The sequence below is a fragment of the Stenotrophomonas sp. YJH_SMC_16 genome (genome assembly GCF_059367875.1).
The window spans coordinates 705,000-721,319 of record NZ_JCAFRH010000001.1 but is presented as its reverse complement, the minus strand read 5'-3'; the positions used below and the strand labels follow the sequence as shown (position 1 = coordinate 721,319).

The following is a 16,320-nucleotide window of genomic DNA, read 5'->3' as shown; positions in this document are numbered from 1 at the left end:
CTACAACGGCGGTATGTCCTGCTCCTTCGCCGGGAACCCGAATGCTTCACGCTTCTCGCGGATGTACTGCGGCAGCGGCGGCCGGGCAATGCCGTGATCGATCAGCCACTGCTGGCACTTCTTCTGCCACGGCAGCAGGTCCGGTGTGGTGATTTCCCAGTAGATCGCTTCGACCATGGCCATCCGATCGGGCGCGCCCGGTTGCGCCGATGACGGCGATGCAATCGTGGGGTCCGCACCATGTTCAAGCAGCCAGTAGGCCTGCTCGAAGCCGCCACGGCCGGTGTACCAGCTGAGAACGGTATCGGCCTGGCCGATGTTGGATTCGTTGACGCGTGCGCCTCGCTCCACCAGCAGCTGGATGTTCTTCCACAGGTTGCCGGAAATGAAGGCCTGGAACAGCAGCGTTTCGGTATTGGAGGTGCGCGTGTCCGGGTCGCCGCCATGATCCAGCAGTAGGGCCAGGTAGCGCGGATCGTCCATCTTCGCGGCATAGACCATGGCGTTGTTGTGGCGGAACGTCTCGCCGTCCAGCGTTTCAATACGCCGTGCATTCGGGTCGGCGCCGTTGTCGAGCATCGCGCGCAGGCCTTCCAGGTTCTGCGCGCGCAACGGCCACGCGATGAGCGGAATGCAATCCTGCTTCGAGAACTCCTTGTCGGGGTTCACGCCTTCGGTCTTGATCAGGCGCGTGATCGTCGCCGCATCACCCTGTTCGGCAGCGATGGCCAGCTCCAGGGCCTTGCCCTCGAAATAGCGCTCCGCGCCATGTGAAGACGTGCGCGCGCAGGCACTCAGCAGCATCAGCAGCATCAGCGCCAGGCAGGAAAATGGCGTAAAGGAACTGTGAGGGTGACGGTGCATGTGATTCCTTGACATGGACGCGTTCGGGGGATGATAGCGTTGGCCGTGGTCATTCCAGCAGGTCCTGGATGACCGCGTCTTCACTGATGAGCAATGGAGTCTGCCATGAGCGGTCACGATCCCGAGCAGCAGGAACGCCTGCTGCAGGCCCGCGCCAGGAGCGTCCAGGCGCAGCAGCACCTGGTCGAGCAGCTGCAGGGCGGTGGACACGCCACCGAAGCGGCGCGCTTGCGCGAGACCTATCACGCCCGCGAGCTGGGTTCGCTTGCTGATGATGTGTATGCCTCGGCAAAGGGCAAAGGAGAACCGCCGGTCGGGTGGACGCGAGCCAGTGCCGTGACCGACCCGGACACGCTCAAAGCGGCGGGCATCAGCCTGGGTGCAGCCGACCTGAAGAAGCTGATGCGGCCGAACGACTCGGGTTTCCGCGCAGAGATCTACATTCCGGACAAAAGGGTGTTCGGTGATGATGCCAAGCCGGTGCTGATGTTCAAGGGATCAACGGGCGAAATCATCGATCCCCGGGCGAAAGGCGGGCGGCGTGAGTCCGGAGGCGAGGATTTCCTCAACAACGGACGCCAGGGCGTGGGCATGCAGAGCGACTACTACGATCGGGCCATGGCACTGGCGAGTCGCTTGAAGACCTCCGGTACCCACTTTGAACTCGCCGGTCATTCGCTTGGCGGCGGCATGGCCTCTGCCGCTTCGGCGGTGACCGGTGTACGTGCGACCACCTTCAATTCGGCGGGCCTGCATCCGGCCACCGCCGATCGCTACGCGAAATCCCACGGATTGCCGGTGTTCAACACGCGCGACACGGTGCACACCTACCAGACCTCGGGTGAAGTGCTCAACGATGTGCAGAACGGATTGAAGCGGCTCAACGAGCATCACCGGCAGGGCTTTGGCCTGTTGGCCAGCGAGACCAGCCAGCTGCTGCGCCAGCCGGGCGTGCAGCAGATGGTTACCCGCAAGCTGCAGGAGATGATGCCGGCCGGCGCGCAGACGGCCACGGCCCAGCTGGTTGACCAGCTGGCGTCGAAATCCGGGGCAGAAGCATTGCGCAATGTTCCGGTGGCCGCGGGCAGGATGGAACTGTTGCTGGACGCCAAGACCGAAGTGAACGGAAAGGTGGTGGACCGCCGCCATCGAGAAGCGCCAAGCCAGCTTGCCGAATACGGTGGCCCGTTGGCCGAGGTGCTGATCGCAGGTGCGCGTGGCATGCGTGCCGGACGGGTTGCCGGTGAACATGTCGAGCAGGTCGGCGCGCTGGCGGGCCGGGGCATGAGCCTGTCCGGCGTGGCCGTCGAGCGTGCGTCGACCCTGCAGGGAAATGCGATCGGCACCGTGGTCGACTACGGTGGAAAGAGCATGCGGGTCGGCATCGAAGGCGGTGCGACGGTCATTGCCAAGGGACGCGAGCTGCAGGGTCTGGTCGAATCGGTCAGCCACCGCGTGCAGGCCAAGGGCAGTTACGGCTGGAACATCGGGGCCAGCGTGCTGGGTGCGCTCGGTGCCGACGACATGGCCAGGCAGATGCGCGAGCACGGTGACGCGGCCCGCAATCAACACGAAACCAAGGCCCGTGAAGCCACCCGTGAAGCAGCGGCGGATGCCGGCCGCATCCGCGCCGGCGGCCATCATCTGGGCGGCCAGCTGCAGCAGGGCGTGCATGGCGTGGCCAATGGGCTGCGCAATGGCTATGCCGTGTACGGCGCGACTTTCCACATGGGCATGAACTGGAGCAGCCATCAGATCACCGGGCTGACCTCGCAGGCGCCGGCCGTGCTGGCCGGCACCGTCGGGCTGGGTGCGATGGCCAACAAGGGCATTGCCACGCACCTGCCCACGCCGGCACTGCCGCAGAACCTGGTCAACCTTGCCAAGACGTCGTGGGTGATCGGGCGCGGCAGTGCGACCATGGGGGAGTCGGTGGACCGGCATGGCATGAGCGAGACGATGAACCCCAGTCTCGACGCGGCAATCGCGAGCCAGGAGGCGGCCGCGCGCAAGCTGCTTGGACGGCCGCATGCGCAGCTGCAGGAGGGGGCCGCGAAGATGCCAGCGCTGAACGATCCGGGGCACATCGACTTCCATCTGTTCAAGGGCGCGCAGACCGGCGTGCACGGCCTCGATGTGGCACATGGCCGCATCCCGAACCTGCAGAGCGACCAGCTGGCCGGGGCGTTGGCTGCGCAGGCCAAGCGCGATGGGCTGCAGGCCATTTCCCATGTGCTGCTCAGTGACGACCGCACGCGGGCATTCGCGGTCGATACCCCGGATCTGCAGGCGGCCCACCGCCGACATGCGCACGTGGACGTGGCGGCCGGCATGGCCCAGCCGCTGGCCGTGAGCACGGCGCAGGTTGACGCCCTGAACACCGGTCGCGAACAGGTGACGGCGGCTGGACTGGCCCAGCAACAGGGGCTGGAGGCCCAGGAGAACGCCCGGCGGATGGGCTAATGGCCGAATGAACCGCGCCGCGGCGGCGGGGTTCCCCTCCCGCCCCGGCTGCGATACAGTCAAGGGGTGTCCAGCCTGACGACCCCGCATACCCTTTCTTCCGCACGCCGTTGGTGGCGATGGTGGCCCGTTGCCGTCGTCCGCCCCCATAACGCTGTGTCCCGGAAGGAAAGTCGTCTTGAACTCGCACGCTCAGTTTCAGCAGCAGGCCGCTGAAGGCCACACCCATATTCCCGTCGTCCGTGAAGTGCTGTCCGACCTGGACACGCCGCTTTCGGTCTATCTGAAGCTCGCCGACGGCCCCAATACCTACCTGTTTGAATCCGTCGAAGGCGGCGAGCGCTTCGGTCGTTACTCGATCATCGGCCTGCCGGCGCGACGCGTGTATGCCTTCCACGGCCACACGCTGACCGTGCGCGAAGACGGCCAGGTGGTGGAAACCCGCGAGGTGGCCGATCCCTTCGCCGAAGTCGAGGCGCTGCGCAGCGCCCACTCGGTGCCCAAGCTGGAAGGCCTGCCGGGCTTCACCGGTGGCCTGGTCGGCTGGTTCGGTTTCGAATGCATCGGCTACATCGAACCGCGCCTGGCGCCGCCGGCCGGCCGTGATGAACTGGGCACCCCGGACATCCTGCTGCTGGATTCCAATGAGCTGGCGGTGTTCGACAATCTCAAGGGCCGGCTGTACCTGATCGTGCATGCCGACCCCCGGGTCGAGGGCGCCTTCGAGCAGGCCCAGGCCCGCCTGGATGCACTGACCGCCAAGCTGCGCGCACCGGGCGCCGGTTATCCCGCCCCGCTCAACAGTGATGTGCTGGACGAGTCCGATTTCGTCTCCGGTTTTACCCGCGAAGGCTTCGTCGATGCGGTCCAGCGCAGCAAGGAATACATCCGCGCCGGTGACATCTTCCAGGTGGTGCTCAGCCAGCGCCTGAGCGTGCCGTTCAAGGCGCGCCCGGTGGATGTGTACCGCGCGCTGCGTGCACTGAACCCGTCGCCGTACATGTACTTCCTGGATGTCGGCGACCTGCAGGTGGTCGGCTCGTCGCCGGAAATCCTGGTGCGTCTGCAGGATGGCGAAGTCACCGTGCGCCCGATCGCCGGTACCCGTCCGCGCGGTGCCACCGTCGAGCAGGATCTGGCGCTGGAAGCCGAACTGCTGGCCGATCCGAAGGAACGCGCCGAGCACCTGATGCTGATCGACCTCGGCCGCAACGATGCCGGTCGCGTGTCCAAGGCCGGCACCGTGGAAGTGGGCGAGCAGTTCGTGATCGAACGCTACAGCCACGTCATGCACATCGTCAGCGAAGTGACCGGGCAGCTGCAGCCGGGGCTGAGCTATGCCGATGTGCTGCGCGCCACCTTCCCGGCCGGCACGGTCAGCGGCGCGCCGAAGATCCGCGCGCTGGAGGTGATCCGCGAGCTGGAACCGATCAAGCGCAATGTCTATGCCGGCAGCATCGGCTACATCGGCTGGCACGGCGATGCCGATACCGCGATCGCGATCCGCACCGCGGTGATCAAGGATGGCCGCCTGTACGTGCAGGCCGGCGCCGGCATCGTCTACGACTCGGACCCGGACAAGGAATGGGACGAGACGATGAACAAGGGCCGCGCGCTGTTCCGCGCCGTCGCCCAGGCCGCCAAGGGCCTGTGAGCCTTTCCGTGCCGTGGCCTGCGCCGCGGCACCTCCTGCAGTTCCCATTCAAGACAAGGAGTACCGCATGAAGCTGCTGAGCGCATTGCTGTGGTCGTCACTGCTGGCCACGATGGCCCCGTCTGCGTGGGCGCAGGCCAATACCATTCCTTCGCAGCCGCACCTGCTGGTGAAGGGCGAGGCGCGCCGCGTGGTGATGCCGGACCGGTTCGGCCTGCAGTTGAACATCGAAGAGACCGACATGGATGCCGACGCCGCGCGCCACCGCGTGCAGGACAACGTCGCGCGTGTGCTGGCGCTGTTCAAGCAGCACAAGGCGGTGGAAGGCAGCGTGCGCGCGGACAACCTGCGTATCGGTCCGGCGACGCGCTATGAGCAGAACCGGCAGGTCTTCATCGGCACCCGCGTGTCGCGCCAGCTGCGTGCCAGCTTCGCCAGCGTGAAGGCGATGCAGGACGTGCTGGGTGCGCTGAAGGCCAACGAGAACGTGCAGGTCAGCAGCGTGGCCCCGACCTACTCGGGCGAAGTGGCGCTGCGACGCGAACTCAAGGGCGAAGCAGCGGCCAAGACCCGCGAGTCCGCGCAGGGCCTGGCCAAGGCCTATGGAACGAAAGTGCGTGGCCTGTACAGCATCTCCGACGTGGCGCCGGACTTCGCCTACGGCATCCAGGCCGGGCAATGGCCGCAGCCGGGCGAGGATGGTGAGTATCTGGACAGGATCTCGGTGACCGGCAGCTATGCACCGGCCTCGGCACCTGCGCCCGGTGCACCGGAGTCCATTGAAGCCGGCCCCATCACCTACACCGAAAACGTATACGCCATTTTCCTGATAAGCGACGGAACCTGACCATGTTGTGGATGATCGACAACTACGACAGCTTCACCTACAACCTCGTGCAGTACCTGCAGACGCTGGGCGCCGAAGTGAAGGTGGTGCGCAACGATGCGATGAGCGTGGACGAGATCGCCGCGCAGAAACCCGAGCGCATCGTCATCTCGCCCGGCCCGTGCACGCCCAACGAGGCGGGCGTGTCGCTGGAATTGATCCAGCGCCTGGGCCCGACCACGCCCATCCTCGGCGTGTGCCTGGGCCACCAGGGCATCGGCCAAGTCTACGGTGGCACGGTCATCCGCGCGGGCAACATCATGCACGGCAAGACCTCGCCCATCCGCCATGAAGGCAAGGGCGTGTTCGCCGGCCTGCCGGACCGTTACCAGGCCACCCGCTACCACTCGCTGGTGGTGGACAAGCACAGCCTGCCCGATGCGCTGGAAGTGACCGCCTGGACCGAGAACGAGGACGGCTCGATCGAAGAGATCATGGGCCTGCGTCACCGCCAGTTCCCGGTGGAGGGCGTGCAGTTCCACCCCGAATCCATCCTCACCGAACACGGCCACGCCCTGCTGCGCAATTTCCTGCAGCGTCCGGCGGCCTGATCCAAGGAGCATTCCCATGAGCTTCTCCCCCCAGGAAGCCCTGCAACGCACCATCGAGCACCGCGAAATCTTCTTCGACGAAATGGTCGACCTGATGCGGCAGATCATGCGCGGCGATGTCTCGCCGATGATGACCGCCGCCATCCTCACCGGCCTGCGGGTGAAGAAGGAAACCATCGACGAGATCGCGGCCGCGGCCACGGTCATGCGCGAATTCGCGCTGGCGGTGCCGGTGGCCGATACCACCCACCTGGTCGACATCGTCGGTACCGGTGGCGATGGCTCGCATACCTTCAACATCTCCACCTGCGCGATGTTCGTGGCGGCCGCAGCCGGTGCGCGCGTGGCCAAGCATGGCAACCGCAGCGTGTCGTCCAAGTCCGGCAGCGCCGATGCGGTCGAAGCACTGGGTGCGGCCATCGAGCTGCAGCCGGCCCAGGTGGCCGCGGCCATCGAGCAGACCGGCATCGGCTTCATGTTCGCGCCGATCCACCATCCGTCGATGAAGGTGGTTGCGCCGGTCCGCCGCGAGATGGGCGTGCGCACCATCTTCAACATCCTCGGCCCGCTGACCAACCCGGCCAGCGCGCCGTCGGTGCTGATGGGCGTGTTCCACCCCGATCTGGTGGGCATCCAGGCGCGCGTGCTGCGCGAGCTGGGCACCGAGCGCGCCATGGTGGTCTGGGGCCGCGATAACATGGACGAGATCTCGCTGGGTGCCGGCACCCTGGTGGGCGAGCTGCGCGACGGCAAGGTGCGCGAGTACGAGATCCACCCGGAAGACTTCGGCATCGCCATGTCGGCCAGCCGCAACCTGCGCGTGGACGGCCCGGAGCAGTCCATCGCCATGCTGCGCGCCGTGCTGGACAACCAGCAGGGCCCGGCACTGGACATCGTGGCGCTGAATGCCGGCGCCGCGCTGTACGTGGCCGGCGTGGCCAGCGACATCGGCGATGGTCTGGCCCGTGCCCGTGCAGCCATCGCCAACGGCAGCGCCCGCCAGCGCCTGCAGCAGTATGTGGAGACTACCCGCGCGCTGGTTGCCTGAGCGCGCGGTTCAGCCTGACCCTTTTGATGGCCGATAATGGCCGTCCTCACCGCCCCCGCACCGAACCGACGACGATGAGCGACATCCTGCAGACGATCCTGGCCCGCAAGGCCGAAGAAGTGGCCCAGCGCCGCGCCCAGCGCCCGCTCGAGGCGCTTCAGGCCGCCGTGGCCAGCGCCCCGCCGGTACGTGGCTTCGTGCGCGCCCTGCAGGCGGCCGTGGCCAATGGCGACCCCGCGGTCATCGCCGAGGTGAAGAAGGCCAGCCCGTCCAAGGGCGTGATCCGTCCGGATTTCCGCCCGGCCGATATCGCCGTCAGCTACGAGTTCGGTGGCGCCAGTTGCCTGTCGGTGCTGACCGACGTGGATTTCTTCCAGGGTGCCGACGCCTACCTGCAGCAGGCCCGCGAGGCCTGCACGCTGCCGGTGCTGCGCAAGGACTTCGTGATTGACGCCTACCAGGTGTACGAGGCGCGCGTGCTGGGCGCCGACTGCATCCTGCTGATCGTCGCCGCGCTGGACGACACCCAGCTGGCCACCCTGTCCGAACTGGCACTGTCGCTGGGCATGGACGTGCTGGTGGAAGTGCATGACATCGACGAACTGGAGCGTGCGCTGCAGGTGCCGGCACCGATGATCGGCATCAACAACCGCAACCTGCGCACCTTCGAGGTGTCGCTGCAGACCACGCTGGACATGCAGAAGGCGGTGCCGCGTGACCGCCTGCTGGTGACCGAGAGCGGCATCCTGGGCCCACAGGACGTGGCGCTGATGCGCGATGCCGGCATCCATGCGTTCCTGGTCGGCGAGGCCTTCATGCGTGTGGAAGAGCCGGGCGAGGGTCTGCGTCAGCTATTCTTCGCGGCATGAGAACGCACTATCCGACGCCCCGCGACGATGCGCCGCTGGTGGTCTTCGATTTCGACCACACCCTCTACGACGGCGATTCGGGCACCCACCTGTTCGCCTCGCTGATCAAGCGCAACCCGTTGCGGATGCTGGCGGCGCTGCTGGTCACGCCGATTGCCGGGCCGATGGTGGCGCTGCTGCCGACCCGTCGTGCCGGTATTTCGGTCTATGTGTGGATCGGCAGCTTCGGCCTGCACCGTGCGCGCGATTTCAACAAGGTCATCGACGCCTATGTGCTGCGCAATGAGGCGCAGATGCGCGCCAAGCTGCTGCCGCAGGCGCTGGAGGTGTTCGCCGCGCACCGCGCCAAGGGCGACCGCGTGGTGGTTGCCACCGGCGCGCCGCCAGAGCTGGCACGGGCGATCCTGGCCTTCGTCGCCCACCAGGACGTACCGGTGATCGGCACCGAGGTTGGCCCACGGCTGGGTGGCGTCGGCCCGACCCGTCACTGCCACAACGAAGAGAAGATGCGCATGCTGCGCGAGCGCGGTTACGGCGATATCGATATCGCCTACTCCGACAGTACCGCCGACCTGCCGCTGCTGCTGGCCGCCAAGGCGCCGGTGGTGGTGAACCCGAAGCCGGGCCGGGTGGACTTCTTCCGCCGCGTGCTGCCGGCCGGCACCCGCATCCTCAACTGGGGCTGCGTGGACCGTGGTGGCGACAAGGCCTGATCCGAGCCTGTTGTAGAGCCGAGCCATGCTCGGCTGCTCTTCGTTGCGGTATCCGTGCGCGATCAGCCGAGCATGGCCCGGCTCTACAGGGAATGCCTCAGCGATACAGGTGCCCGTACACCGCGTGGCCGATCTGGAACAGGCTGATGCCCAGCACCAGCACGCCAACGGCCACCAGCACCCAGCGCTCCTTCACCCGCTTGACCAGGATCGCCGCCACCGGCGCGGCCATCATGCCGCCGATCAGCAGGCCGGCGACGATCTGCAGGTGCTGCACCCCCATCGACAGCAGGAAGGTCGCCGACACCGTCAGCGTGACCACGAACTCCGCCGCATTGACCGTACCGATGGTGGTGCGCGCCTGGCCACCACGAGCGAGCAGGGTGGACGTGGCGATCGGCCCCCAGCCACCGCCGCCGCTGGCGTCCAGCAGGCCGGCAAAGAAGCCCAGCACCGGCACCCGGCGGATCTCGCCCTTGGGCATCCAGCGTCCGGCCGCGCGGGCCAGGATGATGATCGCCAGCACCAGCAGGTACAGGTAGATCAGTGGCCGGATGATCTCGCCCGGGATCTGGGTGAGCACGTAGGCGCCCACCGCGCCGCCCACCGCGCCGGGCAGGGCCAGGCGCAGGAACAGGCGTTTATCGACATTCCCGGCGGCGAGGTGCGACACACCCGAGGCGCCGGTGGTGAACACTTCCGCGGTGTGGATGCTGGCGCTGACCTGCGCCGGCGGCAGGCCCATGCTCAGCATCACCGACGATGAGACCAGGCCGAAAGCCATGCCCAGCGCGCCGTCGACCAGCTGCGCGCCGAGGCCGATGAGGATGAACCACCAGAATTCGCTGCTCAGCTCCATGCCCCGAGCCTAGCGCGCGAAGGAGTGCGGACCAAGGTCCGCACCCACCGGGTGCTCAACGGTCAACGGGTGCCGTACAGCACCACGGTCTTGCCGCGGGCATGCAGCAGGCCGTCGGTCTGCAACTTCTTCAGCACGCGGCCGGCCATTTCGCGCGAACAGCCGACCAGGCGCGCCAGTTCCTGGCGCGAGACGCGCAGCTGGCTGCCCTGCGGGTGGCTCATTGCTTCCGGTTCCTGCGCCAGGTCGTGCAGGGTGCGCACGATCCGGTCGGTGACGTCCAGGAATGCCAGTCGGCTGGCCTTGCGGCTGGTGTCGAGCAGGCGCTTGGAGATCTGCTGGCCCAGCGCGTACAGCAGGCGCGGGGCATCGGCCGACAGCGGGCCGAGGAACAGCTGATGCAGGCGCTCGTAGCTGATTTCGGCCAGCTCACAGGCGGTGCGGGTCCGCAGGATCACCTCGCGGCGGTCCGATTCAACGAACAGGCCCATCTCGCCGACGAACTCGCCAGCACCGAAGTAGCCCAGCACGAGCTCGCGATCGTCATCTTCCTCGGCCATGATCGAAACCGAGCCGCTGATGACGTAATACAGGGTTCCCGCCGGGTCACCGGGTCGGAAGACGTCGGTACGGGTGGGGTATCGCCGCCTGTGGCTGTGCGCCAGGAAACGATCGATTGTGGCGATATCCAGGGCCAGTGGACTGCTAGCTAGGCGCACGGTTGACACGATAGGAGCGCTCCCTCTGCGCATGAACGGATTCACGGGGTCGATAGCGGAGCTTAACCAGCGCAATTGTTAAGGGCAAACAGTGTGCCAGATGTGAGCGATCTTCACGTTCCCCCCGGGGACAGTTTGCCCCATAATTCCCCCTTTCCCTTCTTACACAGGAATCGACCGCCGTGGTCAAGCCGTTGCCTCGCCTGAGGCTGCAGGGTTTCAACAACCTCACCAAGGCGCTGAGCTTCAACATCTATGACGTGTGTTACGCGCGCACCGAAGAGGAGCGTCAGCGTTACATTGAATACATCGATGAAGAGTACAACGCCGACAGGCTGACTCAAATCTTGACCGATGTCGCCGAGATCATCGGCGCCAACATCCTGAACGTGGCCCGCCAGGACTACGACCCGCAGGGTGCCTCGGTGACCATCCTGATCTCCGAAGAACCGGTGATCGACAAGAAGCAGGCCGGCAAGGAGCTGATCTCCGACGCCGTGGTGGCGCACATGGACAAGTCGCACATCACCGTGCACACCTATCCGGAAACGCACCCGCAGGAAGGTATCGCCACCTTCCGCGCCGACATCGACGTGGCCACCTGCGGCGTCATTTCGCCGTTGAAGGCGTTGAACTACCTGATCGAAAGCCTCGAGTCGGACATCGTGATCATGGACTACCGCGTCCGTGGCTTCACCCGCGATGTGAAGGGCAAGAAGCACTACATCGATCACAAGATCAATTCGATCCAGAACTTCCTGGCCAAGAACATCAAGTCGCGTTACGAGATGTTCGACGTCAACGTCTACCAGGAAAACATCTTCCACACGAAGATGCACCTGAAGGACTTCGACCTGGACCAGTACCTGTTCGAGGAAAAGGCCAAGAACCTGTCGTTCAAGGAACGCATGAAGATCGAAGCGCTGCTCAAGCGCGAGATCGAAGAGCTGTTCCACGGCCGGAACCTGTCCGAGTAAGCCCCATGCGCGATGCCCGTAGGCATCGCCACCCAGGCGGGACGACCCGCCCCGTGGAACTGGTGTCGCGCAAGCGACGTAGTTCCACGGTGATGTACCGAACCACGGCCCGGTGTGAAAACACCGGGCCGTTTCGTTTTTCTCAAAAAAGGTAAGGAGCCCCCACCCATGCCCTGGATCTACCTGCTGCTGGCCGGCCTGTTCGAGATCGGTTTCGCCCTCGGAATGAAGTACTCCGAAGGCTTCAGCAAACCCCTTCCCACTGCTGCCACGGTCGTGTCCGCGCTGATCAGCCTGTACCTGATGAGCCAGGCGATGAAGAGCATCCCGGTCGGCACGGCCTACGCGATCTGGACCGGTATCGGCGCCATGGGCGTGGCGGTGCTGGGCATCTACCTGTTCAACGACAGCGCATCGCCGGCCCGCCTGGCCTGCGTGGGCCTGATCGTGGCCGGTGTGATCGGCCTGAAGCTGGTGTCGCCGAACTAAGGCGGCCCGACCAACGGTCGGGCCCTACCGTCGGGCCTCGCCGCACCTCTTCGGTAGGCCCCCACCGTTGGTGGGGGCGGCCGTTCAAATGCGGTAAGCGATGTGCTTCATCACCTTCGATGCCAGCGCCATCGCGCCCGGGATCGGGAACGGCAGGCGGCGTGCGCCGGCCTGCTCGGCGTGCTCCGCATGGCGGGCCTCGTCTTCCTTCATCACCTGGATGACCGCGCGGCTGCGCAGGTCGCTGGCCGGCAGGTCGACCAGGTGCTCGTCCAGATGGGCTTCCACCTGGCGCTCGGTTTCGACCACGAAGCCCAGGTTCCAGCCGTCGCCACGCAGCCCGGCCAGGGTGCCGATGGTGTAGCTGCCGGCATACCAGAGCGGGTTGAACAGGCTCGGACGGCTGTCCAGTTCGCCCAGCCGGGTGGCGCACCAGGCCAGGTGGTCGGTCTCTTCCTGGGCCGCTTCCAGCAGGTGTTCACGCGTGGCCGGGTCGCGGGCCACGGCGGCCTGGCCGAAGTACAGGCCCTGCGCGCAGACCTCGCCGACATGGTTGATCCGCATCAGCCCGGCCGCATGGCGGCGTTCAGTGCTGTCCATGCCCGGCTCGTCGGTGTCCGCAGCCGGGTAGGGACGGGCCGCCGGCGGGTTGCCGAACACCGTGTCCAGGGCGCGCTGCGCCTCGGTCAGCAGGTGGTCCAGCGGGGTGATCTGGCGGAGCACGGTCATGGCGGTACACGGTGGGGCGGAAGACCCCGCGATTCTCGCCCGGCCCCGTCCCCCTGCCAACCCGGTCAGGGGCCGGCTTGCAACGGGGGTCTTACCTGCGTACAATCCCGCCTCTTACGCTTCACCTTTTCACAACGCGTGGCAGAGTTCCGGTGAGCCTTTCGCCGCAATGAGCCCGACCTAACCTAGAGTTCTTCATGAGCACTTTCACTGCCAAGAACGAGACCGTCCAGCGCGACTGGTACCTCGTCGACGCCGAGGGCAAGACCCTGGGCCGTCTCGCCACCGAGCTGGCCCGCCGTCTGCGCGGCAAGCACAAGCCGGTCTACACCCCCCACGTTGATACCGGCGACTACCTGGTCGTCATCAATGCAGAAAAGATTGCCGTCACCGGCAAGAAGCTGCAGGACAAGATGTATCACCGTTTCACCGGTTACATCGGCAACCTGAAGACCGAATCCCTGGCACAGGCGCTGGAGCGCCACCCGGAGCGCGTGATCGAGATCGCCGTGAAGGGCATGCTGCCGAAGGGCCCGCTGGGTCGCCAGATGTACCGCAAGCTCAAGGTCTACGCCGGCACTGAGCATCCGCACGCCGCACAGCAGCCGCAGGTTCTGGATATCTAATCATGGCTATCACTCAAAACTACGGCACTGGCCGCCGCAAGTCCTCCACCGCTCGCGTGTTCCTGCGCAAGGGTTCGGGCAACATCACCGTCAACGGCCGTCCGCTGGACGAGTTCTTCGGTCGTGAGACTGCGCGCATGATCGTGCGCCAGCCGCTCGAGCTGACCAAGAACACCGAAAGCTTCGACATCCTGGTCACCGCCGCTGGCGGCGGCACCACCGGCCAGGCCGGTGCGATCCGTCTGGGCATCGCCCGTGCTCTGGTCGAGTACGACGAAACCCTGAAGTCCGAGCTGCGCAAGGCCGGCTTCATGACCCGTGACGCCCGTGAAGTCGAGCGTAAGAAGGTCGGTCTGCACAAGGCCCGCCGCGCCACCCAGTTCTCCAAGCGCTGATCTACCGCGCCTGGTTGGGCTCCTTCGGGAGCCCGCTGGATGGAAAAGCAAAAGCCCGGCTTCGGCCGGGCTTTTGTCGTTCTGGGGCTACGCGTTTCGAGGTTGCCGGCCAGCGGCTGGCGATGAGGTGGGGTCAGAGCCTTTTCCTTTGGAAAAGGATCCGACCCCGGGCCCCTCTCTGGAGGAGAGCCCCCTTGATGTTCAAGGGGGCGCGCCGACAGGCGCGGGGATAAGGTGGGATGCGCGACCAAATTAAAAGCAAAAGGCCAGATCTTTCGATCTGGCCTTTTGCTTTTAATTTGGCTGCCCCGGATGGATTCGAACCACCGAATGCCTGAGTCAGAGTCAGGTGCCTTACCGCTTGGCGACGGGGCAAAACGTGCAGCTATTTTCTCACTTTTCACACTGAAAAACAACTTGATTTTCAGTGTGGTGGCTATGGGTGGACTCGAACCACCGACCCCAGCATTATGAGTGCTGTGCTCTAACCGGCTGAGCTACATAGCCTTGGTGAGCCCGCTATTCTGCGGATGTGTATCGACCCTGTCAACACTTTTGTGTCGTGCTTGTGGGTCGACAGAGGGCATGGGATAGTCCCGACCAGTAGATTTTCTTAGGAGTCCGCATCGTGATCGATCCGGACGGCTATCGACCGAACGTCGGCATTGTGCTGATGCGGCAGGACGGCCAGGTGTTCTGGGCACGACGTGTGCGCCGGGACGGCTGGCAGTTCCCGCAGGGTGGCATGAACACCGACGAGACGCCTGTCGAGGCCATGTATCGTGAACTGCAGGAAGAGACCGGCCTGCTGCCTGAGCACGTGGAAGTGCTCGGGGCGACGCCCGGCTGGCTGCGCTACAAGCTGCCGGCGCGGGCCATCCGCCGCAATGAGCGGCAGGTCTGCATCGGCCAGAAGCAGGTCTGGTTCCTGCTGCGCCTGACCGGCGACGAATCACATGTGCAGCTGGACCATACCGATTCGCCCGAGTTCGACCACTGGCGCTGGGTGGACTTCTGGTACCCGGTGGAGCACGTGGTGATGTTCAAGCGTGGCGTCTATGCGCGCGCTCTGCGACATCTGGCGCCGTTGGCGCGCGGGGTGGCCGGGCAGGGCGTCACCGCCATGCCCAAGAGCGCTGCGGAGGCCTGGATGCCGGGTCACGCTGCCGGCCACGACAGGCCCCGCAAGCGCACGCCCAAGCGCGGTGGCTACTGGCCGCGCAAGGCCAAGGGTGAGCCGGGGGCGGTTTGATGGGGAGGCCGCGCAGGCCGCGGGTCGATCCGTCACAACGCGTCCCCGCCGGGTATCTCCAGCAGGGCCTGGTTGTCCGGCTGGCCAGCCTGCCCTGGATGGCGTTGGGCGTGGTGGTGCTTGGCGGCAGCGCAACGATCCCGCTTGGGCTGGGCATGGTCCTCATCCTGGTGAACTGTGCCGGTGCCCTGTATCTGGCGGACTACCTGCTGCGCCTGAGGGCGGCAGGCGGTGGCCTGCACTGGCTGACCATGTTCTTCAGTACGCCGGTGCTGGCCCTGTTGTATTCGATCGCACTCTGAACCGTATCGAGAATGGTTCAGGTCTCTGATTGACAACCATTCTCGTTTCCATTGAAATAGCCAACAGGCCACTCTTGGCCTGTCAGCCCGGTTCACGCCTGTGTACGTCTGCATCTGCAACGGAGTCACCGACCACCAGATCCGCGAAGCCGCCAGCCATGGCGTCAGCACGGTGGCCGAGCTGACCATGCGTACCGGTTGTGGCGCGACCTGCGGTTCCTGCCTGGACATGGCAGGCGACCTGCTGTCCAAGGCACGTGCCACCCACGATCTGCCGCTGCCGGTCCTCGGTCTGGCCCAGGTCGCCTGACGTCTCTTTCGCGGCGCGTTGACGCCGCGCTTCCGCATCCTTCACCCGTGGCCGCATAGGCCAATGCGCACGATTCGCGTTCCTTCACGACCGCACGCAAGGCGTTAAAGTGCCTGCGTTTTCAGCGTGCAGGAGCATCCCCATGAAGGGCGACACCAAGGTCATCGAATTCCTCAACAAGGTCCTCTACAACGAGCTGACCGCGATCAACCAGTACTTCCTGCACGCCAAGATGCTGAAGAACTGGGGCATCAAGGAACTGGCCGAACATGAGTACAAGGAATCGATCGACGAGATGAAGCATGCCGACATGCTCGCCGACCGCATCCTGTTCCTTGAAGGCCTGCCGAACTTCCAGGCGCTGGGCAAGCTGCGCATCGGCGAGAACCCGACCGAGATCCTGCAGTGCGACCTGTCGCTGGAACGCGATGGCGTGGTCACCCTGCGTGAGGCCGTGGCCTATTCCGATTCGGTGGGTGACTACGTCAGCCGCCAGCTGTTCGTGAAGATCCTCGACTCGGAAGAAGAGCACATCGACTGGCTGGAAACCCAGCTCGACCTGATCGAGCGCATCGGCGAGCCGAAGTACCTGCTGAGCAAGCTGGAAGACTGAC

Annotated in this window: 19 protein-coding genes and 2 tRNA genes; 15 read left to right on the top strand and 6 right to left on the bottom strand. The window is 65.4% G+C overall.

Annotated features, from left to right (window positions below; genetic code table 11):
• A complete protein-coding gene (locus tag AC5P6E_RS03235) occupies positions 1-864 on the bottom strand; it encodes an ankyrin repeat domain-containing protein (protein ID WP_495230690.1) in 864 nt (287 codons plus the stop codon).
• A 105-nt stretch (positions 865-969) separates the two neighbouring features.
• Between AC5P6E_RS03235 and AC5P6E_RS03230 the strand changes: the two genes are divergently transcribed.
• From AC5P6E_RS03230 to AC5P6E_RS03200, 7 genes are all read left to right on the top strand, one after another.
• Positions 970-3,327, top strand: coding sequence for a Tle-like phospholipase domain-containing protein (locus tag AC5P6E_RS03230; RefSeq protein ID WP_019338579.1), 2,358 nt, complete (start codon positions 970-972; stop codon positions 3,325-3,327).
• A gap of 178 nt (positions 3,328-3,505) precedes the next feature.
• Positions 3,506-4,981 carry an anthranilate synthase component I gene (gene trpE, locus AC5P6E_RS03225; RefSeq protein ID WP_019338578.1) on the top strand — a complete coding sequence of 492 codons (1,476 nt, stop codon included), beginning with the start codon at positions 3,506-3,508 and terminating at the stop codon, positions 4,979-4,981.
• 67 nt (positions 4,982-5,048) lie between these two features.
• Positions 5,049-5,828 (top strand): SIMPL domain-containing protein, encoded by a 780-nt coding sequence (locus tag AC5P6E_RS03220; protein WP_010482656.1) that lies wholly within the window; start codon positions 5,049-5,051, stop codon positions 5,826-5,828.
• Between the two features lie 2 nt (positions 5,829-5,830).
• Entirely contained in the window at positions 5,831-6,418 is a 588-nt protein-coding gene (locus tag AC5P6E_RS03215) for an anthranilate synthase component II (protein ID WP_049448425.1), read from the top strand.
• A 16-nt stretch (positions 6,419-6,434) separates the two neighbouring features.
• Positions 6,435-7,466 (top strand): anthranilate phosphoribosyltransferase, encoded by a 1,032-nt coding sequence (gene trpD / locus AC5P6E_RS03210; RefSeq protein WP_043399367.1) that lies wholly within the window; start codon positions 6,435-6,437, stop codon positions 7,464-7,466.
• Between the two features lie 74 nt (positions 7,467-7,540).
• Entirely contained in the window at positions 7,541-8,335 is a 795-nt protein-coding gene (gene trpC, locus AC5P6E_RS03205) for an indole-3-glycerol phosphate synthase TrpC (protein ID WP_019336605.1), read from the top strand.
• On the top strand, positions 8,332-9,048 hold the full coding sequence (locus AC5P6E_RS03200) for a haloacid dehalogenase-like hydrolase (RefSeq protein ID WP_495230689.1): 717 nt from the start codon (positions 8,332-8,334) through the stop codon (positions 9,046-9,048). Before trpC ends, AC5P6E_RS03200 begins: the two co-directional genes overlap by 4 nt.
• A 97-nt stretch (positions 9,049-9,145) precedes the next feature.
• On the opposite strand, the gene AC5P6E_RS03195 is transcribed toward AC5P6E_RS03200, so the two are convergent.
• Both AC5P6E_RS03195 and crp read right to left on the bottom strand, forming a co-directional pair.
• Positions 9,146-9,907: a sulfite exporter TauE/SafE family protein gene (locus AC5P6E_RS03195; protein WP_010482650.1), complete on the bottom strand. Its 762-nt coding sequence runs from the start codon at positions 9,905-9,907 to the stop codon at positions 9,146-9,148.
• 62 nt (positions 9,908-9,969) lie between these two features.
• Positions 9,970-10,659 carry a cAMP-activated global transcriptional regulator CRP gene (crp, locus tag AC5P6E_RS03190; protein ID WP_010482649.1) on the bottom strand — a complete coding sequence of 230 codons (690 nt, stop codon included), beginning with the start codon at positions 10,657-10,659 and terminating at the stop codon, positions 9,970-9,972.
• Positions 10,660-10,808: 149 nt separating this feature from the next.
• Here crp and speD point away from each other — a divergent pair, with 149 nt between their 5' ends.
• Together speD and AC5P6E_RS03180 are read left to right on the top strand one after the other, a co-directional pair.
• Positions 10,809-11,603, top strand: a complete 795-nt coding sequence (gene speD / locus AC5P6E_RS03185; protein WP_006473908.1) for an adenosylmethionine decarboxylase — start codon at positions 10,809-10,811, stop codon at positions 11,601-11,603.
• 168 nt (positions 11,604-11,771) lie between these two features.
• Complete coding sequence (locus AC5P6E_RS03180; RefSeq protein WP_005411314.1) at positions 11,772-12,092, top strand: DMT family transporter; 321 nt, start codon at positions 11,772-11,774, stop codon at positions 12,090-12,092.
• Positions 12,093-12,176: 84 nt separating this feature from the next.
• On the opposite strand, the gene coq7 is transcribed toward AC5P6E_RS03180, so the two are convergent.
• On the bottom strand, positions 12,177-12,821 hold the full coding sequence (gene coq7, locus AC5P6E_RS03175) for a 2-polyprenyl-3-methyl-6-methoxy-1,4-benzoquinone monooxygenase (RefSeq protein WP_109815069.1): 645 nt from the start codon (positions 12,819-12,821) through the stop codon (positions 12,177-12,179).
• Between the two features lie 197 nt (positions 12,822-13,018).
• Between coq7 and rplM the strand changes: the two genes are divergently transcribed.
• Positions 13,019-13,447 (top strand): 50S ribosomal protein L13, encoded by a 429-nt coding sequence (rplM, locus tag AC5P6E_RS03170; RefSeq protein ID WP_005414692.1) that lies wholly within the window; start codon positions 13,019-13,021, stop codon positions 13,445-13,447.
• 2 nt (positions 13,448-13,449) lie between these two features.
• Positions 13,450-13,842 (top strand): 30S ribosomal protein S9, encoded by a 393-nt coding sequence (gene rpsI, locus AC5P6E_RS03165; protein ID WP_005411311.1) that lies wholly within the window; start codon positions 13,450-13,452, stop codon positions 13,840-13,842.
• Positions 13,843-14,142: 300 nt separating this feature from the next.
• On the opposite strand, the gene AC5P6E_RS03160 is transcribed toward rpsI, so the two are convergent.
• Positions 14,143-14,217, bottom strand: a tRNA-Gln gene (locus tag AC5P6E_RS03160).
• A 55-nt stretch (positions 14,218-14,272) separates the two neighbouring features.
• A tRNA-Met gene (locus AC5P6E_RS03155) sits at positions 14,273-14,349 on the bottom strand.
• A 121-nt stretch (positions 14,350-14,470) separates the two neighbouring features.
• Between AC5P6E_RS03155 and AC5P6E_RS03150 the strand changes: the two genes are divergently transcribed.
• From AC5P6E_RS03150 to bfr, 4 genes are all read left to right on the top strand, one after another.
• Entirely contained in the window at positions 14,471-15,094 is a 624-nt protein-coding gene (locus AC5P6E_RS03150) for an RNA pyrophosphohydrolase (RefSeq protein ID WP_010482644.1), read from the top strand.
• Positions 15,094-15,396, top strand: coding sequence for a hypothetical protein (locus AC5P6E_RS03145; protein WP_239683694.1), 303 nt, complete (start codon positions 15,094-15,096; stop codon positions 15,394-15,396). Before AC5P6E_RS03150 ends, AC5P6E_RS03145 begins: the two co-directional genes overlap by 1 nt.
• 100 nt (positions 15,397-15,496) lie before the next feature.
• Positions 15,497-15,706 carry a (2Fe-2S)-binding protein gene (locus tag AC5P6E_RS03140; protein ID WP_049411802.1) on the top strand — a complete coding sequence of 70 codons (210 nt, stop codon included), beginning with the start codon at positions 15,497-15,499 and terminating at the stop codon, positions 15,704-15,706.
• Positions 15,707-15,848: 142 nt separating this feature from the next.
• Complete coding sequence (gene bfr / locus AC5P6E_RS03135) at positions 15,849-16,319, top strand: bacterioferritin (protein ID WP_019336610.1); 471 nt, start codon at positions 15,849-15,851, stop codon at positions 16,317-16,319.
• Position 16,320 lies beyond the last annotated feature (1 nt).